Origin of the sequence: Pantoea cypripedii (assembly GCF_011395035.1) — a bacterium.
GTDB lineage: Bacteria > Pseudomonadota > Gammaproteobacteria > Enterobacterales > Enterobacteriaceae > Pantoea > Pantoea cypripedii_A.
On sequence record NZ_CP024768.1, the window covers coordinates 2,551,408 to 2,576,643 of the forward strand.

Here is a 25,236-nt window from a genome sequence, read left to right on the forward strand (position 1 = left end):
ATTTTCATCAACGTAGCGGAAGATGCCGAAAGTTAACAGGCTGTCATAAAAATTTAATATTAAACCTGTATAGGGCTGAAATCTCTTAATACCGATTCATCAATGGAAGTCAGGTTGCCCTGCAGCTCGGCACAGAGTTTGGCCATGTAACGTACCAGGAAGTCAGCATTGTATTCTGCCAGTTGTCGTCCGGCCTCAGTTTGCATGGTTTCCGGCAGGCGCAGCAGCTTCTTCTGAAAGTGATCCAGCGTCCACTGCACGTCATTCAATTCGCGGTCTTTCCCCAACGGATCATCGCTATCAAACAGCGGACGGCCCAACGCTCCTGCGGTATAAAACACGCGCGCCAGTCCAATCGCCCCGAGAGATTCCAGCCGGTCCGCATCCTGCACAATCTTCGCTTCCAGCGTATGAGGAGCGATGCCAGCGCTAAAGCTGTGCGCCTGTACCGCATGGGCTACAGCATCAAGATGGTCGGCGGGAAAATCAGGGAAGTCCTGCTGCAAAATACGACGCGTCTCTTCTGCGGCGTAGGTCGAGGCCAGATGGCGTTCCGGGTGGTTTTTCGGCAGGTTGACCACATCATGGAAGTAGCAGGCGGTGAGCACCACCAGCGGATCAGCATCACTCTGCTGCATAATGCGCGATGCGCTCATCCAGACGCGGCGCAGGTGGGCGATATCATGGGCTTTATCATCATGCAGCCAGTTCTGCTGCAGCCAGTTTTCGAATCGTGTTTGCCAACCAGTTAGCGACATCGTGCTTCTCCTGTTATTGCTGTTATAAAGCACCGCCAGGCTCAGGGTGCTACTCCTGCGGACATCATAGCGGCCCGTTGATGACACTATCTTTACACCCCTCCTGCATAAGCCATGAGGAAAAAATGAGATCCTGATCCTGTTATAGCGCTGTTAACTCCGCTTTCCCAGCGCCACAGGCGTTTTCGGTATTTCCTCATCCTCGTTTCAGTTAAACGACTCTGTTTAGCAGCCATAATGTTTTAAAGGCATACAGATATAGTGTGTTAATCAATTATTCTGGTTTAACCCGCTACTTAAAAACGTTTCGGTCAACCGATCAGCCACGGCATATTCTGAAAGAGTTCCCATTTTGTCCGTTATAACGTACTGTATCTGAGAAAAATGTGATTCTGTTTTTCCGTCTAAGCCAACTAAGCATGCTTTTTGCTTATGAGCCATTTTTAAAACTGAAAACACACGGATGGCCTGACTATAAGGCGACAAATTATTAAGCAAATTTATTTAAACCCATTATGCTAATTCTGCACATCCGCAGACGCGAATGAGGCAGCAGATTCTCCGGGTTCGTGACATAACAAGAGGTAAATCATGAAAGAACGGCCGATTCTTTTTTCCGAACAGCGGGTACGCGCCCTGTTGGTTGGCCAGCAAACACAGACCCGGCGCATTATGAAGACTCAGGCATTTGGTCCGGGTCAGGATCATCACGAAGGCGTGCACGCATTTGACGTCAGCGCGAACCATCTGCATGGCTACAAACTGATGTCGATGGCTGATATCAGTTATCACTGCCCCTATGGTAAACCCGGTGATCGTCTGTGGGTACGCGAGACCTGGCGTGGGCCGATTGTTCCCGAAGGTCAACTCACCGAATACGAACGTGACCCGATACCGTTCCGCTTTCCGTCGTTCTGCCAGTATCGTGCCGACAGCAATGAACTGGGGCAACTGGATGAAAACATGCAGGACGCTGAGCAGTTTGGCTGGCAGACTGCCATCCATATGCCGCGCTGGGCCAGCCGCATCGACCTGGAAATTACCTCAGTGCGCGCGGAGAAGATTCAGGACATCAGCGAAGACGACATCATGGCAGAAGGCGTCCAGACTGACTCGCATTTCCTGAATAACTTCTTCACCATGAATATGAATGCTGAATCACCAAAAGAGGCCTACCGTAAGGCCTGGCAAAAGCAATACGGTGCCACCAGTTGGGAAGTTAACCCCTGGGTCTGGGTGATCGCCTTCCAGCGCGTTGAACGTGAATAAATCCTCCCTCCTCTCCCGCCTGCGGGAGAGGAAAACTCTCACCTTTGTAATCCCAGTCACAGACAAAATCCTCGCTAACAGGTTGAATAGACAGCTTTGAATCCGCGCTGGTAATTTTCTCTGCACCGCGCGACGATACCGTCTTCCGCCCTGAAGAGTGAGTGATGCAATGTTCAAATGGCCGTGGCATGCGCAGGTTGAATCTTCCGTTGCAGCGCTCCCGTGGCAACAGGCGCTGGCGCAGCCTATCTTCTCTCTGCTGGAGGAGGATGAGCACCAGGCCTTGATCGCCCTGGCCCAGCGCTTCCTGCAACAGAAAAAGATGACTCCACTCCAAGGGTTGCAACTGGATGAGCTGCGCACCGCGCGACTGGCGTTATTGTTTTGCCTGCCGGTGTTAAAACTGGGTCTGGAATGGCTCGACGGCTTCCATGAAATCCTTATCTACCCTGAACCCTTCAATGTTAATGACCACTGGCAGGATGAAAGCGGTCTGGTGCATCAGGCAGCTGCCGTGCACGCCGGTCAGAGCTGGACTCAGGGTCCGGTGGTGTTAAACGCGCTGGATATACAGGACTCTTTCGATCTCTCCGGCTACAACCTGGTGATTCACGAAGTGGCGCATAAGCTGGATGCGCGCGGCAGCGGTTATACCAGCGGTATCCCGGCGATTGCGCTGCGCGATGTCGCCACTTGGGAAAAAGATTTATTACACGCGATGGAGCAAATCGAATCGGAGGTGGATCTGGTCGGCGAGCAGGCCGCCACTATCGATCCCTACGCTGCCAGCGATGCCGCCGAGTGCTTTGCCGTGCTGTCCGAGTATTTCTTCAGTGCTCCGGATCTGCTGGCAAACCGCTTTCCCGCGATGTACCACCATCTGCAACAGTTCTACCACCAGGATCCGCTGGCGCGATTAAACCCCGCCCCACCGGAATCTGCTTAAAGCGTGATCGCTTTGTATTAATGCTAGCCAGTTGAATACAAATGTGTTTTTAGCTGTTGACACATCTGCCAGTGGCCATTAATATGCGCGCCATCAACACCGATTCCTCTGTAGTTCAGTCGGTAGAACGGCGGACTGTTAATCCGTATGTCACTGGTTCGAGTCCAGTCAGAGGAGCCATATTTAGAGAAGCCCGCTCAGGGAAATCTGAGCGGGCTTTTTGCTTTTTCATTCCACCGTCCGAACCTGACTTCACCCCATTCGCTCTGGCGAGTATAGTGGTTTGCTTTTCGCGAAACTCATGGAGCTGAGAAATGGTCACCGTCGTCGTTGATGGAGAAGACAAAACTGCCAAAATAGTCGACTGGACGCTCTATTCTGATAAAGAAGGTTGCATTCAACTGGCATGCCATTTTCCTTCCGGGAAAAAATATATCCGTCCATTCAGTGCCTGTCAGGTTGAACCTACGACCCGCGTTAATGGCACAATATTGATCAAACAAGGTCAGCCAACCGCAAAGCGTATTGAGAGTGCGCAAATCGTTGGCAATAAATATGTGCTGATAAGCTATGCCGGTTCAGCCCAAACCTGGTCTATCGATATGGTGAAGTCGAGTTTGCTAATGAGACATCGTTAAAAAAAGGGAATATTTTTAACTATTTTCGCCACGTGGCTGAGCAGCGCTTGCGACAAGCTGGCCCCGGTAAAGAGAGCATCGCAGAAAACACGGTTAAACAATTAGACAAGATCATCGCCCATCCCGATACCGCTCTGGAGGCCTACTGTCACGGTAAAAATGCGTCTCGTCGCGCACCGGATAGTTTTATTTATCCTTTTGGTTTGAACGAAAGCCAGATGCAGGCAGTTGAAACCGCCTTTAGTTCGCAGATATCTGTCATAGAAGGGCCGCCGGGAACCGGAAAAACACAAACCATCCTCAATATCCTCGCGAATATTCTGTTGCGCGGTGGGAATGTTGCAGTGGTCTCGAATAACAATACTGCCGTTGATAACGTGTATGAAAAGCTGGCCAAAGCGAACCTGGATTATGTTGTGGCCAGGTTAGGCAGTATGGAAAACCGTCAACAATTTTTCGACACACCGTCTTTCAGGCCGAACATTCCTGCCGCGCAAGCTTTGGACAAAGCGACGCTGAATGAGCAGACAATACACCTTAAAAAATATTTACGGGCACAAAATGACGCTGCACGACTGCGTGCAGAGATTGACGAAATCAGCATCGAAAAGAAGTATCTCAGCCAGTGGGTCGAGACGCAAAACTTCGATAGCCTGCCGGAAGTAAATCACTACGGTTTAAAGAAAGAGAAAATTACCGACCTGATGGCTTTTTTACGCACAGTTACGGAAGACAGGCTTCGCTGGCGCAGTCGACTTACATTGTTGTTTAGATTCGGTATTATCAAAACAACCGCACTCAATACCTCTTCAAAACGGCAGCGCTTCTTTTTTGCTCTCCAGCTCCAGTATTATGCCACGCGTTTACAGCAGGCACTGGATGAGCTGGCTGAAAAAGAGCACATCCTGAAAGCTCACAATGTAGCAGACCTGATGCAACGCGTGACATCAGATTCAATGGTGTTGATACGCCAGCATCTGGCCCAGGCAATCGGAACAGATGCTGATTTTTCACAGGAAAACTACCGCCGTAAGTTCGCCGATTTTGTCAAACGCTATCCTGTTATTGGCAGCAGCACACATTCCATTATCAATTCTCTGGCTCCCGGCACCTTACTTGATTACGTCATTATTGATGAAGCATCGCAGCAAGATATCATTCCGGGCATTCTGGCCTTCGCCTGTGCGCGAAATGTCATTGTCGTTGGCGACCGCAAACAACTCCCCCATATCCCTGAACAGACCAATATCCTCGCTCCGGCACCCCATTATGATTGCGGCAGCAAAAGCTTACTGGACTCGCTTTTCAGTTTGTATGGCAAAGCGTTGCCTGTGACATTATTAAAAGAGCACTATCGCTGCCATCCCAAAATTATTCATTTCTGCAATAAGCAATTTTATGACAATCAACTCGTTGTCATGACCCGGGATCAGGGCGAAGCAGCGCTCTCGCTGATCGTTACCGCAAAGGGAAATCATGAACGATACAATAGCAACCTGCGCGAGCTGGAATCATTCATGACGCTGGAAAGTACCAACGCTGCAAACCGCGGTTTTATCTCCCCTTATAATGCACAGGTCTCACTGTCCGAACGCATCCTGCCCGCAGAATTTATTAATTCGACGGTACACAAATTTCAGGGGCGAGAGTGTGAACAGATCGTTTTCTCCACCGTCATAGATAAAAAAGCTGATGCTCGAGCACTCGATTTTGTTGACGATCCGCATTTAATCAATGTCGCGGTCTCACGAGCGCAAAAGCAGTTTACCTTAGTCACCGGAGAGAATGTCTTCGCGGGAAATAATAAACACATCGCCGCACTGGTTCGCTATATGACCTATTATGCCGATAATCAGGAGATATATTACAGTCCGGTCATCAGCGCTTTCGATTTACTCTATGAAGAGTATGATCAGTCTTTAGAAAATCTGAATGCGAGACTCAATAAAGAGGATTCTGTATATCGTTCAGAACAAATTGCCATGCGATTAATAAAAGATGTGCTTAAGCAAGCAACTTTCCGCACCATTGTTTGCCACAGGCAGATCCTGCTGAGGCAACTTCTGACAAATTCCGCAGGTCGCTTCAATCAACGCCAGCAGGAATTTTTATTACAAGGAGCAAGCTGCGATTTTGTTTTTTATTTTCGTGTCGGGAAGCAACCTTTTGCCGTGATGGAAGTAGATGGCCGATATCATGACACACCCGAACAACGCGAACGAGATGCTTTAAAAGAGGCCATTCTGCAAGAGAGCGGAATTCCTCTGCTGAGGCTCAGAACTATCGACAGCCAAATTGAGGAAAAAATCGCCAATTTTTTACTGACCAGCATGCAGCAAAACACCCTCAGCCATGGCTGACGACACGTAAAATTTAGAAACAAATGGTTTGTCATGAAACGTCAATAAGCGGACGAAGAAGAACGTACCAGGAGGTACAATAAGGGTGCATTTTCACTAATCACAATTTATACATCATGAATACCATTCGTTTTAAAATCAGGCCATTGCCTGTGGCATTACTTTGTGCGCTGGCCATGCCTGCCGCACAGGCAACCGACTTTTTCCATCAGGACACGATGACCGGCGACTGGGGAGGTGCACGCACCGACCTGGCGCAACATGGCGTCAACTTAACCGGCGATTATGTTTCTGAAACCGCCGGTGTGCTCAGTGGCGGCCAGTCTTATGGCACCCGCTATGCGCAGCAAATTCGCCTCGGTGCCACTTTCGATCTGAATCGTCTGTTTAATGCTGACCATGCCGGTACTATCCAGCTCAGCATCAACGACCGTCGTGGGCGCAGCACCTCTGCCGATCTGGTAGGCAACCGTCTGCCGATTCAGGAAGTTTACGGTGGGGAATATACCCGTCTGAGTGAATTCAGCTACACCAACACCCTGTTTACCCCGCAATTGCAGTACAAACTGGGTTGGCTGGCGATGGGCAATGATTTTGGTGGTCTGTCGATTCTGACTAACTTTATGAACGCCGGATTCTGCGCCCACCCGCTTTCCATGTCAGGTGGCAGTGGCTGGGGCAACTACCCGAATGCGCATCTGGGGGGTGAGCTGAAGTACACCTTCAATGATAGCTGGGCACTGCAAACCGCCGTGTTTAACGTTAATCCGGAGCAGAACAGCGAATCATCTCGCGCATTTAAACCGTTCGCACCAGGCACCACCGGTTATATCGTACCGATTGAGTTGATCTACAACTTCAACAGCGCCCTGCCCGGCCAATACAAGTTAGGTTATTACTACGACAGCTCCAACGTCGCGCGTATTGACCAGCCGGACCGCCGCGCAGATAAACGCTGGGGGGCTTACCTGCTGGCGGATCAGACTGTCTGGCAATCCGCGTCCTCACGCAGCCAGAATCTGCACGTTTTTGGTCAGGCCACCACCACCGACGAAGCCACCTCCCCATTCCGTCACTGGTACTCCGCCGGTCTGGTGCTGAATGGCCCGTTTGAATCACGCCCGAATGATGCGATTGCGATTGGTTATGGTCGTGCGGTGTATAACCAGCACAGCCGTGATAACGCCGTCGATAGCCTGCGCGCCAAAGGCGAGTTAGCCGATGCAGCTATGGTTAGCGGTCTGGATATTGGTGAGCAACTGGTTGAAATGACTTACACCTTGCAGGCAACGCCGTGGCTGTCCGTGCGTCCGAGCGTGCAGTACATCAAAGAACCGGGTGCCTTCTCGAATAAAGAGATTAAAGATACCTGGATAGCGGGTGTGCAGGTCAAAGTGAAGTTCTAAAAGAAAACGCCTTCCACGGCTAACGTGGAAGGCGTATTTAACAGGCGGGAATTAATGACCGTTCAGCGCAACATCGATGGTTTTCAGTACCTGATGCAGCTGTGCAGCATCAACCTGGCCCGGCGCTGAAGCCGTACCCAACATACCGAAGGTCAGGTCGTCGCCAAACACTTCACCGGACAAACGGGAAATGGCACCCAATCCGCCCATGGACATGGTCAGCAGCGGTTTGCGCGAATATTGATTACGAATCTGCGCAGTCGCATCGATCAGTTTCACCACATCGCCCGAATCATGCGGCATTACCGCGATTTTCAGGATATCGGCACCCATGCTGTCTTGTTTACGCAGGCGGGATACGATCTCACTGGTTGATGGCGTGTTGTGGAAGTCATGGCTGGACATCACCACTTTGATCCCTGCCTGGTGAGCCGCAGTCACCACCTGATGAATCACGGCCGGATCGCGGAACATTTCCACATCAAGAATATCGATGAAATGATCTTTAATCAGCGCCAGATATAACTTGCCATAATCCTTATCGCTGATGGCTTTCGCGCCACCTTCAGATTGGGTACGGAAAGTCAGGATTAGCGGTTTACCCTGGACATCTGCGGCCACCTGTTTGCCCAGCGCGCCAACTTTGGCGGCGTCAGTAGCAAAATTCAGGTAATCAATACGGTATTCAATCAAATCGGCATCCGGGTTGGCACCGATGGCTTTCGCCTGGGCCAAAACCTCGTCGGCTGTCGCACCCGTGGTCGGAATAATGACTTTCGGCATGCCTTCGCCAATCGCAGTCTGGCGGATAACAATCGGCTCTGCGTGACGCACGCTAACCGCGGCGGCCGGTGCGCTGGTGGCAGCGATGGCGTTGGTCACGCCCGGCAAGGCCAGCAGCAGAGAAATCGCTAATACATTTTTACGCAAGTTCATGGGTTGTTCCTGTTTCGCTAATGACACACCTGACAGGATGAGAACGGCAGCGTTGCCGTCTCTTTCCGGTCGGATTATTTTTTTAATTTCAGGTGAATGCCGTCAGGTAATGCGATGTCGCAGCTTATCCAGGAAAGAGTTATTGCATCGGGGCTGGCTTACTTAATGGGGAGGTTGCTCCGTCATTGGTGGTGGCTGTCGAGGTCACATTGGCAACCTGCAAATCAGCGTTTACCGGAGTCTGATAATGAATGGTGCCATTGCCTTGCGCATTAATCGCCACCATCTCATAACCGAGGAAATGCTCAGCTTCATCCATGGCAGGCTTACTGTTGGAGAAGAACTCAATACGGTATTCCGTATTGGCTTCACCTTTGACATTGCCGTCTACGGTCAGCGTGTTCTGATTACGGACCACACGGGTAATAGCCGGGGCATGCTGGTCTTTGTTCGGCGTCGGTTCACAACCGGCAACGTTGCCATCAATTGCGCAGATTTTTTCCAGTTTGCTGGTGTCATCGCTGATACCACCACCACGATTACCGATAAATGCCGCATGTTCCAGACCCGGCACATTAAAGACAATCGCTCCGGCATAACCCGGCAGGCAACTACCACCGGCAAAGCAACGTTTAATTTCTTTACCGTTATCGACCATAATATTTTCAGTGATACGGTTTACGGCGGGTCCGGTAATACGGTTAATACCAAAGCTGCCATCTTTACCCGGCGCACCCTGCGGGCGAACAGACACGGCCACGCGGTTACCGGTCATAATATTCCCCGCCACCACATTGCCTGTACCACTTAAGGTTACCGCTGAAGAAAGATTGGTGAAGGTATTGTCGGCAATATAGTTGCGATTACCCCAGTTCAGCTGGACGCCATCGGAATAATTTTCAAAGTGGTTATGAATCACTTCGTTGTCATTACCCCATAACATTTCCAGGCCCTGCGACGGTTCCTGATTATGTACGCTATCCGTGGTGACAAAGTTATCCGCAATCAGATTGAATGAAGCGCCACGAGTGGCTTCCATTGCATCGCCGTTGTTAATAAAGGTATTGCGGATAATTTTATTACGTTCGGTAGTGGTTGCGGTGGAATTACCCTTGCCATCATCGCCGGTCATCATAATACCGGCACCACCGTGGTTACCGACAATCCGGTTATCTTCGATGACGTTATTTTTGGCGCGATTGATCAGGATGCCGATACAGAAATTACGTACCTCGACCCCTTGCAGGGTAACATCATGGGTATCACGCAGTACCAGACCCGGCATGGTGGTGGTACGGACATTCGCACCATACTGGCCGCTTACTGCTCCCGGGCAGGATCGCGGATCGACGCCTTTAATGTAACCCGAGCCATCGATAGCCACATAACTGCCATTTTTGAGGAAATCGCTGTTAATAATTTCCACCGGTCCTTTAATTTCCGGCAGGGGTTTATTCGGTTTAATAATCAGTGGCTGGTTGTTAGTGGCGTGTAATTCGATGCGGTAATGACCAGGATTTTGATTATTCTTTTCCAGTGCCCAGCGCAGCGTACCATTGCTGCCATCGTCAGCTGGAGAAGTCACCTGTAGCACTTCAAGACCCTGTGTTGCGTTATCCGCTGCGTATGATGCCAATGGCAATAGCAAGGCTATTGCGCAAGTAATTTTATTTTTAATCATGATAAATTCCGATCTTGCTTAAGATGCCGGAAAGTTAAGCACCCGTTTCCGGCCCCTGGATTTATAACATTTCCATCCCATTTATAACCTGTGACTTACCTTCCTCCATTAAAAGAAACTGGTCCACAACGAAGAGATCGGCATGGCTAAAACCAGCGCAGGTAACATATTTGCCACCGGGAAGATTTTAATGCCACAAATACGGAAGCCAGTCGCGAACATTAATACACCGCCTACCGCTGAGAAATCCGCCTGCATCGCTGGGGTGGTCAGCGGTAAAATAAATACCGCACCATAGGCCAGCAGCAACTGAATAATTAACTGTGGCACGGCAACCACGGCCACGGCAAAACCCAGTGAGGTGGCAAAGATTGCGGCAGTGAACAGATCAAGGAACGATTTCGCAATCAGGACGCTGGTATCTCCGGTCATGCCTTCATGCATTGAACCGAATATCCCGGTGCCGCTGGCGCAAAACAGCACGATAATCGCCACATAGCTTTGCAGAAATTGTTCCTGCGATTCCTGATCCTGCGCACCTGAACTGACAAACATCTCCACCAGCCCGCGAGCCTTGCTGCCCAGCTTGCCAATGCCTTTTTCGAGATAACACAACTCACCGAGCAGTGCGCCAAGGATCACCGACAGCACCATTACCGGCATATGGCTGACTTTCACCACCAGCACAATCCCCATACACATCGAGGCTGCGCCGAAAATCAGCGGCATGGAGGTTCTGATACGCTCGGGCAAGCGTGAGCTGAGCAGCGCACCGACAATGCCACCAATCAGTACCGCAGAGCCATTAATATAGGGTCCAATAATCACGATTTATTACTCCTGGTCATTAAAGTCACGTCTTCTCCCCAGCGCGGCAGATCGGCGCAATCCAGATCCATCAGCCCCAGAGCACGTGCAACGCTATGCGCAATAATCTCTTCCACACTTTGCGGCCTGGCATACAGCGCAGGCACCGGCGGAAAAACAATCGCGCCGGATTCGGTCGCCTGTTGCATATTGCGGATATGTCCCAGATGGAGCGGGGTTTCCCGCACCATCAGGACCAGCCTGCGCCGCTCTTTTAATACCACATCAGCAGCACGCGTCAGCAGATTGTCGGTCAGGCCGTTGGCGATAGCCGCCAGGGTATGCATCGAACAGGGAGCCACCAGCATGCCGAAGGTGCGGAATGAACCGCTGGCGATCGCCGCCCCTACGGCACGGATGGGATAAACCACATCGGCTAATTCCGCCACATCCTCTGCGCTGAGGTCGGTTTCATGTTCACGATTAAGATGCCCCGCCGGCGAGATCACCAGATGGCTCTCCACATCCAGCTGACGTAAATAGCGCAATGCCTGTACGCCATAAGAAAAACCAGAGGCACCGCTAATGCCCACAATCACCCGAGGTTTACCACTGTTACGAACGACAGACCCTGACATGCTGCCTCCTTATTTTTTGTTAAAACCTGGGATAAAGCGGTTCACATCCACTTCGAGAAACTCGCTGCGGTGGAAATTGGCTTTCAAGTGATAAGGCACGGTGCAGTCAAAAATCGCTTTGCAGGCAATACCGTGGTCACGCACCGACGGGCTGTAAGCCGGATCGGATGACGGATCGAGCGGATGGCAGCGCACGCCAGGAATCGTCACGGTATCAATATCGGCCTGATAGCGCGTGGTCATCGCCCACATCACGTCATTGATATCGAACACATCGACGTCTTCATCCACCAGCATCACATGTTTTAGCTCGGAGAAAGCGGCGAAAGCCAGCAATGCCGCCTGACGCTGACGTCCTTCATCAGCCGGGGTGCGTTTTTTCACCTGCAACACCGCCAGATATTTGCCAGTGCCTGGACTTGGGCAATGCACAGTCTGAACAAAGCCGGGCAGTGCACGTTCCACCATTTGCATAATGCTGGCTTCGGTCGGGATACCGGCCATGTTGGTATGCTCATCGCTTGGACCGATACAGGTTTGCAGAATCGGTGAACGACGATGGGTGATGGCTTTCACTTTAATCACCGGAACCGCGGCCTGGGCTGCACCGGTATAACCCGGGAATTCAGGCATGGCTTTGCCGGTATTGGTGTTCTGGTCTTCACGCACACGCACGCCTGGCAGCAGTTCACCTTCAATCACCACTTCGGCATTGGCGATACCCAGCGCTTTCACGGTGACACATTCGGCTAATTCAACCGCCTGGTTGCGCAGGCTACCGGCGATGGACAGCTCATCAAAGCCCAGCGGTGTTGTTGGCGGCTCAAAGCAGGCACCAATTTCAATCGCGGGATCGACACCGATGCTGATAGAAATCGGCAGCGGTTTACCGGCGGCTTCCGCTTTCTGACGGAAGGTATCCAGATGGCGGCCCGGCACGAAATACATGGAGATTTCGTCTTTGCTCTGTACGCACAGACGGTGGATGGTGACATCGTGCTCGCCGGTTTCAGGATCGGCGGCATAACACATACCCAGAGTGAAATACGGACCGGCATCTTCCGGGGTATTGGTCGGTGCCGGCAGAATTTTCAGAATATCGAAATCCGGGTCGCTGGCCAGATGAACCACTTCCTGGCAGGCTGCCTGTTCACGCGGGATAACAATCGGTGCGATCGGGTTAGCGACGGAATCTTTCAACATAAACGCCAGGTTTTCCGGGGTGGTGCCAAACAGGCGTGCCACACGTTTACGTGAAGAAAGCAGGCCGATAAGCACACGCATATCGTTATAGCCTTTGATTTTGTTGAAAATCATCGCCGGACCGATTTGCGTTGGGCGTTTCACTGTACCGTGTGCGCCAACGTAACGGTAAACCCCGGATAGCTCCGCGATAGGGTTTACGGGTTCATCGGTATAGATCAATTCATCATCGTACTGGCTTAAGACTTCCAGTGCGGAACGCAAATCGGTGACTTTCGTTTGCTTAACAGACATCTCAATGTCCCTCTTAGTCGTGGTAATCGGTGATGCAGCGGCGCAGACAAACGCAGGCACACCTTGAGAACAACAGAAGTGAATTCAGTGGCATAGAACCGGCACCTCCCGTCGTTGCCCTCACAGTTTTAGAGGATCAGTGATAAGAGTCCAATAATAATACCGGCGGTTTTGATAAGGAGTTATTATCAGGAAAAATCAGGAGAGAACCGATGGATTACCGGCATTTACACGCATTCGTGGTACTGGCGGAGGAGCTGCATTTTGGCAAGGCGGCACTGCGCCTCAACATCGCTCAACCGGCGTTAAGTCAATACATTAAGGCCCTGGAAAAGGAGCTGGAATTCGCGCTGTTCACCCGTGACAGGCGGCATGTGGCGCTGACATTCGAAGGCGAACAACTGGTGGAAGAAGCGCGCATTGCGTCGAGCCATTACGTGAAGTTTCGCGACAATGCCCGCAGCTTGCGCCTGGGTTATCGCGGACAGATCAAGCTCGGTTACGTTGGTTCTTCCATCCTCGATCCGGCACTTACGCTGTTAATTAACGGTTACCGTAAGCGCAAGCCGGACATTGATGTCGTCATTGAAGAACGTAATGTTCACGAACAACTTACACTTTTGTTAACTAATCAAATAGATGTCGCCCTGGTTCGTTCACCGGTGCCACGATATGATCATCTGGAATATCTCGATCTCGCCACCCGTCCGCTGATTGCGGTGCTGCCACGCAGCCATACGCTGGCCTGCCAGCCGCGCATTGCGCTCTCGCAACTCGCTACTGAACCGTTTTTGATGCAGGAAGACCCACCGGGTGTCGGGCTTGGCTGGTCGGCACTGAACGCCTGCCAGCAGGCGGGATTTGTGCCGCAGAAAATCCAGCCGACCCGCGATGTCTCAGTGGCAATCGGTCTGGTTTCGATGGGGATGGGCGTCACGCTGGTGCCTGAAACCCAGCGTTCGGTGATGATACCGGACGTCAGCTACTGCTTTTTGCAGGATCAACACGCCACCTCCACGCTAACCATGAGCTGGCAGCGGGAGGTAAAAAACAAGGCGTTACACGACTTTATCCAGTTTGCCAGAGAGCTGACGCAGTAGTCAGGCGCAAAACCTGAATTAAAGTTTGCCACTCTGCCGCCGATAGCACGGAGAGAAACCATCAATCAGGGAATAATGATGTCTCTCCAACGCAATATCCTGGCTTCCGTGTTGTTACTCGGCGCAATCTCTCCGGCGATGGCCGCCTCTTTTGACTGCACCCGCGCCAGCACGGCACAGGAAAAACTGATTTGCCAGAATCCGCAGCTCTCGGCATCGGATGAAGCCTTAGCCGCTGCTTATCGCAAAAAAATGTCTGGCCTTAGCGGCACCGATGCGGCGCAGTTAAAACAATCGCAACGCGAATGGCTGAAACAACTGCGCAGTCACGGTGCGCAAGCGGGCCAATTACAGGCGGACTACCAGCAACGCATCGCGGCGCTCACCGGTGTAGCGACTGCGCCTGTGGTTGAAAACAAAGCGCCGGTCGCGGATACGTCACCCGCAGCAGTAACAACTGCGCCGGAGCAGCCGCTCACCACGGCTTATTATATCTATCATCAAGGCTCCACCACGCCGGAACCCTACACCCCACTTCGCCGCACCAATGTGACCCACATCATGCCACCCGATGCGGTCGTTATCCGCACCGGTACCTATAAATGCGGCTTCAATAATATCCCGGACCCGGCCAACGGTACCGCTTACACGCTGGTTTCTCTTCAGGTGGGAACAGATAGCATCAATATGCTGAATCAACATTTTCCGTTGGTGCAAATTAAGCATCAGCCTAAGGACCCTAAGCGCAATGTTCCCTCGTTTATCATGAAGGAGTTTCGCTCTGCCGATAACCAGACCATTATTACGCAGCAATTCGATGAATTTCGTCTGACATTTACAGGCGAAATCAAGGGGATAAAGGTCAAGCAGGCATGCGAGTTTGACCACTAAAGTGCAGCTTTACACCTCGGTCCAGCCACGCAGCAGGTTGTGATACATATTCAGCAGCGACAGCAGCTCTTCGCTGTCGCCGTGGCGGGCTTTCAGGTTTTGAATATTACGATCCAGCTCAAACAGCATGGCGCGCTGTTTGTCATCCCGCACCATCGACTGAATCCACAGGAAGGATGCCACGCGCGCACCGCGCGTCACCGGTGTGACGCAGTGCAGGCTGCTGGAGGGATACAGCACCAGATGCCCGGCCGGGAGTTTGACTTTGTGCTGGCCATAGGTGTCTTCGATCACCAACTCACCGCCGTCATAGCTGTCCGGTTCGCACAGGAATAGTGTGGCGGAAAGATCGGTGCGCATCCAGCCCGCCGCACCGTTGTGGCGTACTGCGCCATCCACATGAAAACCGTAGGTTTCCCCCTGCTCATAACGATTAAACAGCGGTGTGGAGATGGTGCGCGGCAGCGCGGCGGAAAAGAACAGCGGGTTGTTGTTCAGCGCCTGCAACACCGCCGCCTGCAAACGATCGTACAACGGCGTACCGGTATCGATTTGCTGGTTGTTTTTTACCGTAGCCCCCTGGCTGCCGACCGTGACCCGACCATCGACCCACTCGGCCTGTTGCAGCAGCGAACGGAAACTGGCGACCTCTTCCGGCGTCAGTACGGCAGGTATGTGATACATCATCGCGTTATTCTCTCTGAAAAGTGGGGCACAGTGGCCCCACATTAGGCGCTTAGAAATGTACGTTGGCGGTCAACAGGAAGGTACGCGGTTCACCCGGATGGTAGCGGTAACCACTCTTGTTGATCGAGGCAACATAGTTGGTATCAAACAGGTTGTAGACGTTAAGTTGCAGATCAAGGTTGTTGTTCACCTTATACCCCAGCTTCGCATCGGCCACCCAGTAACCTTCGGTATGGTCCGGCGTGCCTACTGCACCATCACTGCCACGGCGCAGGCTGCCAACATAACGCGCACCCGCCCCCACCGACAGTGCATCCGTTGCCTGATAGTTGGTCCACAGCGTAAAGGCATGCTTCGGCGTATACGCCAGCGCGGAGGAACCGTCCTGGGCTACGCTGTCACCTTCGGTGACTGAGGCATGTTGCTGGGTAAAACCGGCGATGATTTGCCAGTCCGGCGTGATATTACCGGTGGCCGACAGCTCATAACCCTCGACCCGTTTCTTACCGTATTGCGAATAGGTGCCGTCGTCATTTTCCGCCACTTCGTTCTCAATATCAGTCCGGAACAGCGCCGCATTCAGCAGCAGGCGTTTATCCAGCACTTCCCACTTGGTCCCCACTTCACTGGACTTGGCTTTTTGTGGTTTGAAATCGGTACGGTTGGCGCTATTGCCGCTGCCACCGGCGGCCAGCGCAAAGCTGCTGCCGCCCGGCGGTTGCTGGGAGATGGCGTAGTTAACGTAAACGTTGCCGTGTTCAGTCAGGCGATACAGCGCGCCCGCTTTCCAGTTCACCAGATTACCTGATTTCGCGGTATCGACGGTGGTAATCGGTGTACCACGCGGCACACCTGCCGGACATGCCAGCGCACCGCGCCCCGTGCCGCCACAGGCGGTGGCGCTGTCGTAATCAGTGTGATAGTTGTCGAGGCGAATGCCACCGTTCAGCTCGAAGTTTTTGGTGATCGCCAGGGTATCAAAGGCGTAGATGCCGAAGGTGTCGGTCTGGCCATTGGCGTTCGCGCCGTTACGATCCAACCCACCCACTGAAATGCTGCTGATCGGATGGTAGATATTGACCGCTGGCGCGGTAATGGCATTCACCCCGTAGTTGGTCTGGTTTTCACGGGTAAACTCCACCCCGGCACTGACATCATGCCCGACCGAACCGGTATAAAACTTCGAGGTGATATTGGTCTGGTTAGTCAGGATGCGGTTGCTGACGTCTTTCAGGTTGGCGTTACGCGTCCAGGTCCAGGTGCCGACATCGTTCGGGTCCGGCATGCCGATGGTGCTGCCCATTACTGCCGTCAGCAGATACTCCTGCTTCACCCGCGACCAGCGCGTGGTGTTGCGGATGGTGGTGTTATCCGACAGATCATGCTCGAAACGGATAGTTGCGCTATCGGTGGTGGATTTGTCGAAGTCTGAATCGGTGCCGTAGTAGTTGCTGGTCGCCACTTTACCTGAGTTATTCAACGCGGAGGTAGCAGCTGTCGGGGAGGAATAGCCCGGCAGGCCGATGGTCGGAATGCCGCCATCCGGGGTGTTGTTCTGGTGCACATGCAGGTAATTAAGGTAAAGACGGGTCGAGGTATCAAGCCCAAACGCCAGCGACGGTGCCACACCATAACGTTCATTCTGGATATTATCGCGTCCGGCATCGTGAGTTTTTTCGCCCATCAGATTGAGGCGGAACGCGGCGTTATCGCTGATGGCCTGGTTGTAATCCAGCGTACCGCGACGCATCCAGGCACTGCCGACGCTGACCGAGGCATCAAGACCGGTGTCCAGCCGCGGCTGCTTGCTGATCATATTGATGGAACCAGAGGGTGCGCTGCGACCATAGTCAGTGCCTGACGGACCTTTGATCACCTCGACCTGTTCGGTGTTGAAGGTATCGCGCGTCACGCTACCGATATCGCGGATGCCATCAACGTAAATACTGTTGGAGGTATCGATACCACGCATATACACCGCATCCCCGGTAGACGAGCTACCATTCTCTCCGGCGTAAAACGCCCCCACGCCCGGTACGTTTTTCAGTGCATCGGTGAGGTTATTGACGCCCTGATCTTTCATGACCTGGGCAGGGATCACCGTGATGGTACGTGTGGTATCCACCAGTGGCTGGGTGAATTTCGGATCAGCAGAAACGCCTGGCGAATAGAGCGAAGGCGTCTGCGCTTCGACTACCAGGGTATCGTCGGTTTTTTTGCCGGTATTGTCTGCCGCCAGCGCCGCCGCTGGGGAGATACCGATGCACAGCCCGGTGAACAAGGTCAGCGAGTTAAAGCTGCCAAACGGCAAATTGCGATTTTTATCCATTTTTAAATGTGTGGGTTTGATTGTTGTTATTGACGCGCACATCAGGCCACAGGATCGATTTCACATACCCCTGGCCCGATCCCTTAAATGATAAAAAGAATGGTTATCATTTACTTTCGTATTTTTACACAAGCGCAACGGTAAAGAAAAACATTTCTTTACGCATTTATTACACAATCAATACAGTTGAACGAAATAAGGAGGGTTTGTAAGAATTATTTAAACAATGTGCAGAAAATCGTCAGATTGGGCGCATAAAAAAAGCGCGATAAATCGCGCAGTAAACCGTAGCTACCGTCTTGAGCGTCAATCCCTGGTGCGAATAAATTCGCACCCTACGCCAGTAAGGGCGGCATTCATGCCGAACATGCCAATAATCGCACGTTTTCGTAGCAGCGCGATTTATCGCGCAATTCTATGCACGGTGCCGGTAGATCCCGCGTGATAAATCACGCTGCTACAACCCGGTGCGATATTGCATGACGGGGTTCAATCAGGCAGCCGCCGTAACGCACAGCTCATTCCAGTAGCTGTAGCGCATGACCAGATGAAATCGTTCATCTTTCATAGTAACGATACACCGAGGGATGGAATTCAATACCGTACAGCTGGCTGATGGGGATCAGCAGCTCAATATGTTTCGCAACATCGATGTCACGTTGTTGCGGCGCGGCGCTCTGCGGCTGATTGATACGATTAAACCACTGCTGTAGTAACTTTTTCATCGGCTGTTCTCCAGAAATGATTGACCTTGCCAGTAAAACGCACCCCACCTTATAACCAAAACAATTAGTTCTGCGCTTCATTGCCGCAAAACGCATATAACATCAGGCGTGCGGCGGTAACGCGGCACCTTCGATGCGGCAACGCAGCCAATCCCGCGCCCGGTAATAGCGCAGCGTCAGTTGCGGGCCGAAGCCCATCCAGAACGGTGCTTTATGCAGTGGCTCAATCTTCAGCGCCAGCTCGCTTTGCGGCACCTCCAGCGCCCATTCGGCCAGAATTCCGCCCAACATACTGCCGGTGGGTACGCCGCGCCCGGAAAGACCGGTCAGCGCCACCACGCCGGGTGCCAGCTGATACAGGCGCGGGATTGTGCGCTGCTGCATATCCAGCTCGCCATACCAGAAATATTCCCAGCGCAATGGCTGGTCGATAACCGGATGCAGCCAGCGCAATCGGTCGCTCATCACCTGATGGGTATAATTCATCTCACGCCCGCGCCGCCCCATCGGGAACATCGAGGCAACAATTCGCCCTTGCTGGTTGTATTTGTAAACGTAGATATCACCGCGTCCGTCATGGATGGTGGTATTCAGCGGCAGTACCTGGCGACGTAACGCCGCCTCCAGCGGCTGAGTGGCGGCGACAAACACCCGCATGATGCGAAAACTTTGGGCCAGTTGCGGCCAGCCAGCCACGGTGTAAGCGCCGGTGGCAAAAATTACTTTATCCGCCAGCACGGCGCCCTGCGGCGTGTTCACCTGCCATTTTGCTCCCTGCTTTTTCACCTCGCTGACTGGCGATGCGCAATAAATCTCCCCGCCCTCCTGCACCACTGCGCGCGCCAGGCCACGCGCATAGCCCAGCGGATTGAGGTGTCCCCCTTCATGATGAAACCAGCCACCATAAAAGCGCGGGCTGCCACTGATGCGTTCCGCCTGCACGGCATCCACCGCTTCAGTGTGCGCTCCCACCGCGTTGTATTGCCGAGCTTTCTCTTCGATCAACTTCATGGCCCCTGGCCGTGCTGCCGCCTGCAAATAACCGTTTTGCTGCCATTCGCAGTCAATCTGGTAGTCACCGATCATCGCGCTGACCTGATGATTCGCCTGGGTCTGACGCGCAATCAGTCGCTCCGCCCAGGGTTCACCCAGTAACCGGCGCAGCTCCGGCAGGGAAAAATGGGTGAAGGTGGGAGTGCAGTGACCGGCGTTGCGTCCCGAGCCACCAAAACCCGCCTGCTGCGCTTCAACCAGTGTGACTTTAACTCCCTGCTTTGCCAGCGTCAGCGCAGTGGTCAGCCCGGTATAACCGCCGCCCACCACACAGACATCAGCCTGGTGCTCGCCCTGCAACGGAGGCAATGATGGGGCGGCAGCGGCGGTGGCAAACCACAGCGAATCTTCAAACGGTGAGAACCGGGCCATGATCGTTACCTCACTCTTTCTCGCTGCGTGCATCCAGCGCATCGCGCAGCCCATCGCCAATAAAGTTAAAGCAGGTGACCGCCAGGGTAATGGCGATGCCCGGCACCAGCGCCAGCCAGGGCGCACGAATCAGATACTGCTGTGCACCGTTCAGCATATTGCCCCAGCTCGGCAGTGGCGGCTGAATGCCATAGCCGAGAAAGCTGATATAGGCTTCCAGCAGGATGGCACGCGCCACCGTCAGCGTCGCGGCGACAATAATCGGCCCGACCACGTTGGGCAGCAGCTCACGGAACATGATCCAGCGCCCGGACAGGCCCAGCATGCGCGCCGCCAGAATATATTCACGCTCACGCAGCGAACGTACCTCCGCCTCCACGATGCGCGCCACCTCCATCCAGCTGGTTACCGCGATAATCACGGTGATCATTGCCGGGTCTGGCTTGATAAATGCCGCCAGCGCCAGCAGCAAAAACACGCTGGGAAAGGCGAGAAACGCATCGACAACGCGCATCAGCAGCGCGCCGACACGCCCACCGTAATAGCCAGCCACAATCCCCACCAGCGTCCCCAGCATGATACTGAGCAGCATGGCAAAGAAGCCCACCAGCAGCGAAATGCGCCCCGCCATCAACAAACGCGCCAGTAAATCACGCCCGAGCGGATCGGTGCCCAGCCAGTGCCAGCCGGTCAGCGGCGGCGCAAAACGCGCGCGCAGGTCGATATGTAAATCGTCAAACGGCAGCAGGGCCGGGCCGAAGGCACAGGCCAGTGCCATCAGGATAATCAGCAGCAGACTGGCGCAGGCCAGCCGGTGACGCAGAAAGCGTTGCAGCGTGCGGTTGCCTCGCCAGCGTGACGTGGCGACCGGTGGCGTAATCACGGAAGATGCCATCTTGCCTCCTTAAGCGGGACGAATACGCGGATCGACCAGCGCGGTGATCACATCCGCCAGCAGATTGCCAATCAGCACCAGAATGGCCGAACACATCAGCAACCCCATCACCACCGGGTAATCGCTGTAGCCCAGGCTATCCAGGAACAGACGCCCCATACCAGGCCAGGTGAATACCGTCTCCGCCACCAGTGCCCCACCGAGAATCGTTGGCAGTTGCATGCCCGCGAGGGTGATCATCGGCAGCAGCGCATTGCCCACCACATGCTTCAGCAGCACACGACGCGGTGCGACACCTTTGGCACGCGCGGTTTTGATGAAGTCCTGATTGATCACCTCCAGCGTGGCGGTGCGCATATAGCGGCTCCAGATCGCCACATCGACAAAGGTCAGCACCAGCACCGGCAGTATCAGATGGCGCAGCACATCCAGCAGGGAACCGTCCCCCACGGTGTACATATTTCCGGCGGGCAGCCATTGCAGCTTCAGTGCAAAGAAGTAAATCGCCACCAGGCCGAACCAGAAGGTTGGAATCGACAGCGCCACCATCGCGCCCATGGTCGCCATACGATCAAACAGGCTGTCACGTTTGATGGCGCTCTGGATGCCGATCCATACGCCAATAGCGATGGAAAACACCATTGAGGTGCACATCAGCAACAAGGTAGCGGGCAGATGTGAAAAGATGATGCTAAGTACCGGTTGACCATCACGGTAAGATCGCCCCCAGTCACCGCGCAGCAAATGGCTGAGCCAGTCAAAATATTGCACTGGCAAAGGCCGGTTCAGCCCCATTTGAGTGGCGATGCGCTGCATCGCCTCCTGGGTCATCCCCGGCGTTAAGGCGTATTGTGACAGTGGCCCACCGGGTGCCAGGTTGAGTGCGGCAAAGCCGATAATCGACACCAGCAACAGTAAAATGAGGCTTTGACCGACACGTCGCAGCAGAAATGCGCCCATGGCTCTTCTCCCCGGCGTGACGCGGATTGCACGTCACGCGCTCTGTGAATGGACTCAGGCTTTTTTGTTCCAGTACCAGGTGTTGACGTTCCAGCTATCGATACGCACGTTGATGTTGGGAATGATATTTTCCGCGCCCTGCTTGTGACTGCGCACGTTGGCGAAACTGAACAACGTCAGGAACGGCAAATCTTTTCGCACCAGCGACTGGATTTGCAGGTAAGCCGCCTTACGCTGTTCAGGTGCGAACCCGGCACTGCCCTGCGCCAGCAGCTTGTCCACCTCGGGATTTTTGTACTGGAACACGTTCTGCCCGGCCCCGCCCTGCGCCGGAATAGCATCGGAACGCATATAGGTCGCGGTATCCGGGTCGGAACCGGTGAGGTAATTCAGGCCGACAATGGCACTATCAAATTTCGACAACATCCAGTAATCACCCCACATCACCGCCGGTGGCAGGTTGGAAATCTTCATCTCGACGCCAATTTCCTGGAAACTTTGCTGCATAAACTGCTGCATTTGCTCACGCAGATGGTTACCCGCGGTGGTGGAGTTGGTGAACGACAGCCTGACGCCATTCTTCTCGCGTATCCCGCCCGAGCCAGGCTTCCAGCCCGCCTTATCCAGCAGGGCTTTGGCTTTATCGAGGCTGAATTCATGGGCCGGTAAATCAGCATTAAAATACGACGACTGGCGCGGCATATAGGTTTCGGTCGGCTTCGGCAGGCCGTAATACAACGCATCGATAATGGTTTGTTTATCAATGGCGTAATACAGCGCTTCACGCACGGCGGGATCCTGGAACTGTGGACGCGCAAGGTTGAAAGCAAAGTTCTCGATGGTGGCGCTCTGGGACACATCCACCACTTTACCCGGCAGTTTTTTCGCCTCGTCGTAATGGTCAGCCGAGATCCATTGCAGCCCGGCGATGTCGATATCGCCCGAGACAAACTGGGTGTACATCACGTTGAGATCCGGGATGTATTTATAAATCAGCCGGTCGAGTTTCGGGCCGTCGCCAAAGTAATCTTTGTTCGCCATCAGTTCGATATGGTCGCCCGGCACACGCTGCTGCCATTTGAACGGTCCGGTGCCCACCGGCGCGCTGTTGAACGGCGCGGTGTTTTTGTCCTGCACGTTAGCAAAGCCATGTTTCGGCACAATAAAAGTGGCGGCGAGAATCGAAGTGTAAGGCGCGTAGGGTTTTTCCATCCGCCATTTAATTTCGGTCGGTGAGACGACAGTGATATCCCGCACCAGCTCATGACCGGAGCGGCTCCAGCTGCGGAAATTGGGGTCCACCAGCAGTTCCAGAGTGAATTTCACATCTTCGGCGGTGAATGGCTGGCCATCGTGCCACTTCACCCCGTCACGCAATTTGAGGTGGAAATTGAGACCATCGGCGGAAATCCCCCCGTTCGCCTGGGTCGGCACTTCTGTCGCCAGTGCTGGCGTGAAATTACCCTTATCATCGATGCCAAACAGGGGATCGAACAGGCTGAAATGCAAACCATCATCCACCTCGATATGGGGCATCAGCGGGTTAAACACCGTCGGCTCCTGAGAGAACCCCACCACCATCTGTCCACCACTGCCTGCCGCTCCCGTCATCGCTGCTCGTGCCACATTGCTGCCAAACAACCCCGGTAATGCCATGGCTGCGGTGCCGGAGGCCAGATAAACCAGGGCCTGCCGACGGGAAATTTTTGGCAGGGAATCTGCAAACTTATCGCTCATTGTTATTCCTCAGGTGAACAGAAACACAACGCCGCGTTGCGGCAATAAGAGTTAGTAGCCGGTCATAATTTCGATCTTCGAACCATCAGTGAAACGGGAAAAACGGAAGGCTTTGGGGTCCACAACTGGGGTACGGTTGAGCACCAAATCCGCGGTGAGGCGTCCGGCGCCGGGTCCGATACCGAAGCCGTGGCCGGAAAAACCGGTGGCCATGACCAGGCCGGGATAACGCTCGATATGGGAAATGACCGGAATGGCATCCGGCAACACATCAATGCAGCCTGCCCAGCGCTGTGCGACTTTCAACCCGGCGAGCGCTGGCAGTTGCTGTTTCAGCTGTTCCAGCACCTTGTTGGTGAGTTTTTTCGACGGCGGCAGATCCAGCACGCGACAGTATTCAAACGGGCTGGGTTCATCCAGGTGCCAGTGACGCGGCATGCGCCACTCATCATAAAATCGTCCGGTGAGACGCAGGCGTAATGATCTCCATTCGTGGCGCAGTGCCGGCAGGAAATGACGGGCAAAACGAAAGGTGTCGGGCACAAAATCCACTTCGCTTTCATGGCCGGAGGCGATGGTATAGCCGCCATCCTGCCGTTTACGAATGGCAAAATCGCGCGCCCAGAAAGCCGCTTCCGGCCCGCCCGCCAGCGACTCTGTGCGAACCACGCTGTTCAGCACCTTCAGCTGTGGCAGGCGCAGACCAAAGCGCTGTGCCATCAGCCCCGACCAGGCCCCTCCGGCCAGTACCACGCTCTGACAGGCAATCGCCCCGCGTTCCGTCATCACGCCAGAGATCCGCCCGCCGCTGGTTTCGATGCCGCGCACCGCGCATTCGGTCAGAATATGGGCACCGTGGCGGCGCGCCGCTTCGGCAATCGCCGGAGCCGCTTTCTGCGGTTCAGCACGCCCATCATCCGGGGTATAGAGCGCGCCCACGCCCTGAATTTTGTGGCCGGGAAACAGTTTCTCCACCCCGGCGCGATCCAGCATCTCAGCACGAAAGCCGGTACCTGCCATATGCCGCGACCAGCTTTGCAGCTCGCTGAATTCCTGATCGGTGGCGCAGTTAAAGGTGATACCGGCACGCTGATAGCCGGTATCCGCCTGCACCCGCTGATCCAGCTGCTGCCAGATGCGCAGGGCTTCGGCCATCAGCGGGACTTCTCGCGGATCGCGCCGCGCCAGCCTTACCCAGCCCCAGTTACGGCTGGATTGCTCTTGACCAATGCCCCCTTTTTCGCACAACGCCACGCTGATGCCCTGTTCGGCAATTTCCAGCGCGGTGGAGCAGCCAATAATGCCACCGCCAATCACCACAACATCGACTTTTTCCGGCAACTTCACATCGCCATGTACCGGCACAACAAACGGACCAGGCATAATAATTCCCGCTGTTTTATCGTCATTATTTCAGTCTGCCATCAGAGATATTTCGACAACAGTTCGCCGTGCAGGTGAAATTAACTTTTCACCCGCAGCCACCTTCAGATTTTATTAATGCGTTACAGCTATAAGACCTTTTTTAATAAAATGACAACGACTTTTGTC

21 protein-coding genes and 1 tRNA gene are annotated in these 25,236 nt (G+C 53.7%); 8 read left to right on the forward strand and 14 right to left on the reverse strand.

Annotated features, from left to right (window positions below; all coding sequences use genetic code 11):
• Window positions 1-59: 59 nt before the first annotated feature.
• Window positions 60-758, reverse strand: a complete 699-nt coding sequence (locus CUN67_RS11875) for a phosphohydrolase (RefSeq protein ID WP_208715483.1) — start codon at window positions 756-758, stop codon at window positions 60-62.
• A gap of 591 nt (window positions 759-1,349) precedes the next feature.
• Here CUN67_RS11875 and CUN67_RS11880 point away from each other — a divergent pair.
• From CUN67_RS11880 to CUN67_RS11900, 6 genes are all read left to right on the forward strand, one after another.
• Window positions 1,350-2,027 (forward strand): hypothetical protein, encoded by a 678-nt coding sequence (locus tag CUN67_RS11880; protein WP_208715484.1) that lies wholly within the window; start codon window positions 1,350-1,352, stop codon window positions 2,025-2,027.
• A 169-nt stretch (window positions 2,028-2,196) separates the two neighbouring features.
• A complete protein-coding gene (mtfA, locus tag CUN67_RS11885) occupies window positions 2,197-2,973 on the forward strand; it encodes a DgsA anti-repressor MtfA (protein WP_208715485.1) in 777 nt (258 codons plus the stop codon).
• Window positions 2,974-3,077: 104 nt separating this feature from the next.
• Window positions 3,078-3,153, forward strand: a tRNA-Asn gene (locus tag CUN67_RS11890).
• A gap of 134 nt (window positions 3,154-3,287) precedes the next feature.
• Complete coding sequence (locus tag CUN67_RS30395; protein ID WP_254711334.1) at window positions 3,288-3,611, forward strand: hypothetical protein; 324 nt, start codon at window positions 3,288-3,290, stop codon at window positions 3,609-3,611.
• 32 nt (window positions 3,612-3,643) lie between these two features.
• On the forward strand, window positions 3,644-5,971 hold the full coding sequence (locus tag CUN67_RS11895) for an AAA domain-containing protein (protein ID WP_254711335.1): 2,328 nt from the start codon (window positions 3,644-3,646) through the stop codon (window positions 5,969-5,971).
• Between the two features lie 152 nt (window positions 5,972-6,123).
• Window positions 6,124-7,377 (forward strand): carbohydrate porin, encoded by a 1,254-nt coding sequence (locus CUN67_RS11900; protein ID WP_254711336.1) that lies wholly within the window; start codon window positions 6,124-6,126, stop codon window positions 7,375-7,377.
• A 51-nt stretch (window positions 7,378-7,428) separates the two neighbouring features.
• On the opposite strand, the gene aroD is transcribed toward CUN67_RS11900, so the two are convergent.
• The 5 genes from aroD to CUN67_RS11925 form a co-directional block, all read right to left on the reverse strand.
• Entirely contained in the window at window positions 7,429-8,313 is an 885-nt protein-coding gene (aroD, locus tag CUN67_RS11905) for a type I 3-dehydroquinate dehydratase (protein WP_208715487.1), read from the reverse strand.
• Between the two features lie 139 nt (window positions 8,314-8,452).
• The gene (locus tag CUN67_RS11910; protein ID WP_254711337.1) at window positions 8,453-9,907 is read right to left on the reverse strand and encodes a NosD domain-containing protein; all 1,455 of its coding nucleotides are present in this window, start codon (window positions 9,905-9,907) and stop codon (window positions 8,453-8,455) included.
• 195 nt (window positions 9,908-10,102) lie between these two features.
• Complete coding sequence (locus CUN67_RS11915; RefSeq protein WP_084875667.1) at window positions 10,103-10,822, reverse strand: DUF554 domain-containing protein; 720 nt, start codon at window positions 10,820-10,822, stop codon at window positions 10,103-10,105.
• Complete coding sequence (locus CUN67_RS11920) at window positions 10,819-11,439, reverse strand: UbiX family flavin prenyltransferase (protein WP_208715489.1); 621 nt, start codon at window positions 11,437-11,439, stop codon at window positions 10,819-10,821. Before CUN67_RS11920 ends, CUN67_RS11915 begins: the two co-directional genes overlap by 4 nt.
• Window positions 11,440-11,448: 9 nt before the next feature.
• A complete protein-coding gene (locus tag CUN67_RS11925) occupies window positions 11,449-12,936 on the reverse strand; it encodes a UbiD family decarboxylase (RefSeq protein ID WP_208715490.1) in 1,488 nt (495 codons plus the stop codon).
• A gap of 212 nt (window positions 12,937-13,148) precedes the next feature.
• On the opposite strand from CUN67_RS11925, the gene CUN67_RS11930 reads away from it, so the two are divergent.
• Together CUN67_RS11930 and CUN67_RS11935 are read left to right on the forward strand one after the other, a co-directional pair.
• Entirely contained in the window at window positions 13,149-14,036 is an 888-nt protein-coding gene (locus tag CUN67_RS11930) for a LysR substrate-binding domain-containing protein (protein ID WP_208715491.1), read from the forward strand.
• A gap of 75 nt (window positions 14,037-14,111) precedes the next feature.
• On the forward strand, window positions 14,112-14,927 hold the full coding sequence (locus tag CUN67_RS11935) for a lysozyme inhibitor LprI family protein (protein ID WP_208715492.1): 816 nt from the start codon (window positions 14,112-14,114) through the stop codon (window positions 14,925-14,927).
• 9 nt (window positions 14,928-14,936) lie between these two features.
• On the opposite strand, the gene ybiX is transcribed toward CUN67_RS11935, so the two are convergent.
• The 8 genes from ybiX to CUN67_RS11975 all read right to left on the reverse strand — a co-directional run bounded on the left by ybiX (window position 14,937) and on the right by CUN67_RS11975 (window position 25,068).
• Window positions 14,937-15,614 carry a PKHD-type hydroxylase YbiX gene (ybiX, locus tag CUN67_RS11940; RefSeq protein ID WP_208715494.1) on the reverse strand — a complete coding sequence of 226 codons (678 nt, stop codon included), beginning with the start codon at window positions 15,612-15,614 and terminating at the stop codon, window positions 14,937-14,939.
• Window positions 15,615-15,663: 49 nt separating this feature from the next.
• Window positions 15,664-17,943, reverse strand: coding sequence for a catecholate siderophore receptor Fiu (locus tag CUN67_RS11945; RefSeq protein ID WP_302882198.1), 2,280 nt, complete (start codon window positions 17,941-17,943; stop codon window positions 15,664-15,666).
• Between the two features lie 557 nt (window positions 17,944-18,500).
• Window positions 18,501-18,668 (reverse strand): hypothetical protein, encoded by a 168-nt coding sequence (locus tag CUN67_RS11950; protein WP_208715499.1) that lies wholly within the window; start codon window positions 18,666-18,668, stop codon window positions 18,501-18,503.
• A gap of 102 nt (window positions 18,669-18,770) precedes the next feature.
• On the reverse strand, window positions 18,771-20,093 hold the full coding sequence (locus CUN67_RS11955) for an NAD(P)/FAD-dependent oxidoreductase (RefSeq protein WP_208715501.1): 1,323 nt from the start codon (window positions 20,091-20,093) through the stop codon (window positions 18,771-18,773).
• A 10-nt stretch (window positions 20,094-20,103) separates the two neighbouring features.
• On the reverse strand, window positions 20,104-20,988 hold the full coding sequence (locus CUN67_RS11960; protein WP_084875689.1) for an ABC transporter permease: 885 nt from the start codon (window positions 20,986-20,988) through the stop codon (window positions 20,104-20,106).
• 9 nt (window positions 20,989-20,997) lie between these two features.
• Window positions 20,998-21,948, reverse strand: a complete 951-nt coding sequence (locus CUN67_RS11965) for an ABC transporter permease (protein WP_208715503.1) — start codon at window positions 21,946-21,948, stop codon at window positions 20,998-21,000.
• Window positions 21,949-22,002: 54 nt separating this feature from the next.
• Window positions 22,003-23,685: a peptide ABC transporter substrate-binding protein gene (locus CUN67_RS11970; protein WP_208715505.1), complete on the reverse strand. Its 1,683-nt coding sequence runs from the start codon at window positions 23,683-23,685 to the stop codon at window positions 22,003-22,005.
• A 51-nt stretch (window positions 23,686-23,736) separates the two neighbouring features.
• Window positions 23,737-25,068, reverse strand: coding sequence for an NAD(P)/FAD-dependent oxidoreductase (locus CUN67_RS11975; RefSeq protein ID WP_208715507.1), 1,332 nt, complete (start codon window positions 25,066-25,068; stop codon window positions 23,737-23,739).
• Between the last annotated feature and the right edge of the window lie 168 nt (window positions 25,069-25,236).

Excerpts from the sequence above, each read along its gene's own strand:
- CUN67_RS11970 (WP_208715505.1), bottom strand. The coding sequence starts at position 23,685 with ATGAGCGATAAGTTTGCAGATTCCCTGCCAAAAATTTCCCGTCGGCAG.
- CUN67_RS11965 (WP_208715503.1), bottom strand. The coding sequence starts at position 21,948 with ATGGGCGCATTTCTGCTGCGACGTGTCGGTCAAAGCCTCATTTTACTG.
- CUN67_RS11930 (WP_208715491.1), top strand. The coding sequence starts at position 13,149 with ATGGATTACCGGCATTTACACGCATTCGTGGTACTGGCGGAGGAGCTG.
- CUN67_RS11920 (WP_208715489.1), bottom strand. The coding sequence starts at position 11,439 with ATGTCAGGGTCTGTCGTTCGTAACAGTGGTAAACCTCGGGTGATTGTG.
- CUN67_RS11955 (WP_208715501.1), bottom strand. The coding sequence starts at position 20,093 with ATGGCCCGGTTCTCACCGTTTGAAGATTCGCTGTGGTTTGCCACCGCC.
- CUN67_RS11925 (WP_208715490.1), bottom strand. The coding sequence starts at position 12,936 with ATGTCTGTTAAGCAAACGAAAGTCACCGATTTGCGTTCCGCACTGGAA.
- CUN67_RS11950 (WP_208715499.1), bottom strand. The coding sequence starts at position 18,668 with ATGAAAAAGTTACTACAGCAGTGGTTTAATCGTATCAATCAGCCGCAG.
- ybiX (WP_208715494.1), bottom strand. The coding sequence starts at position 15,614 with ATGATGTATCACATACCTGCCGTACTGACGCCGGAAGAGGTCGCCAGT.
- CUN67_RS11880 (WP_208715484.1), top strand. The coding sequence starts at position 1,350 with ATGAAAGAACGGCCGATTCTTTTTTCCGAACAGCGGGTACGCGCCCTG.
- mtfA (WP_208715485.1), top strand. The coding sequence starts at position 2,197 with ATGTTCAAATGGCCGTGGCATGCGCAGGTTGAATCTTCCGTTGCAGCG.
- CUN67_RS11945 (WP_302882198.1), bottom strand. The coding sequence starts at position 17,943 with ATGGATAAAAATCGCAATTTGCCGTTTGGCAGCTTTAACTCGCTGACC.
- aroD (WP_208715487.1), bottom strand. The coding sequence starts at position 8,313 with ATGAACTTGCGTAAAAATGTATTAGCGATTTCTCTGCTGCTGGCCTTG.
- CUN67_RS30395 (WP_254711334.1), top strand. The coding sequence starts at position 3,288 with ATGGTCACCGTCGTCGTTGATGGAGAAGACAAAACTGCCAAAATAGTC.
- CUN67_RS11960 (WP_084875689.1), bottom strand. The coding sequence starts at position 20,988 with ATGGCATCTTCCGTGATTACGCCACCGGTCGCCACGTCACGCTGGCGA.
- CUN67_RS11935 (WP_208715492.1), top strand. The coding sequence starts at position 14,112 with ATGATGTCTCTCCAACGCAATATCCTGGCTTCCGTGTTGTTACTCGGC.
- CUN67_RS11975 (WP_208715507.1), bottom strand. The coding sequence starts at position 25,068 with ATGCCTGGTCCGTTTGTTGTGCCGGTACATGGCGATGTGAAGTTGCCG.
- CUN67_RS11875 (WP_208715483.1), bottom strand. The coding sequence starts at position 758 with ATGTCGCTAACTGGTTGGCAAACACGATTCGAAAACTGGCTGCAGCAG.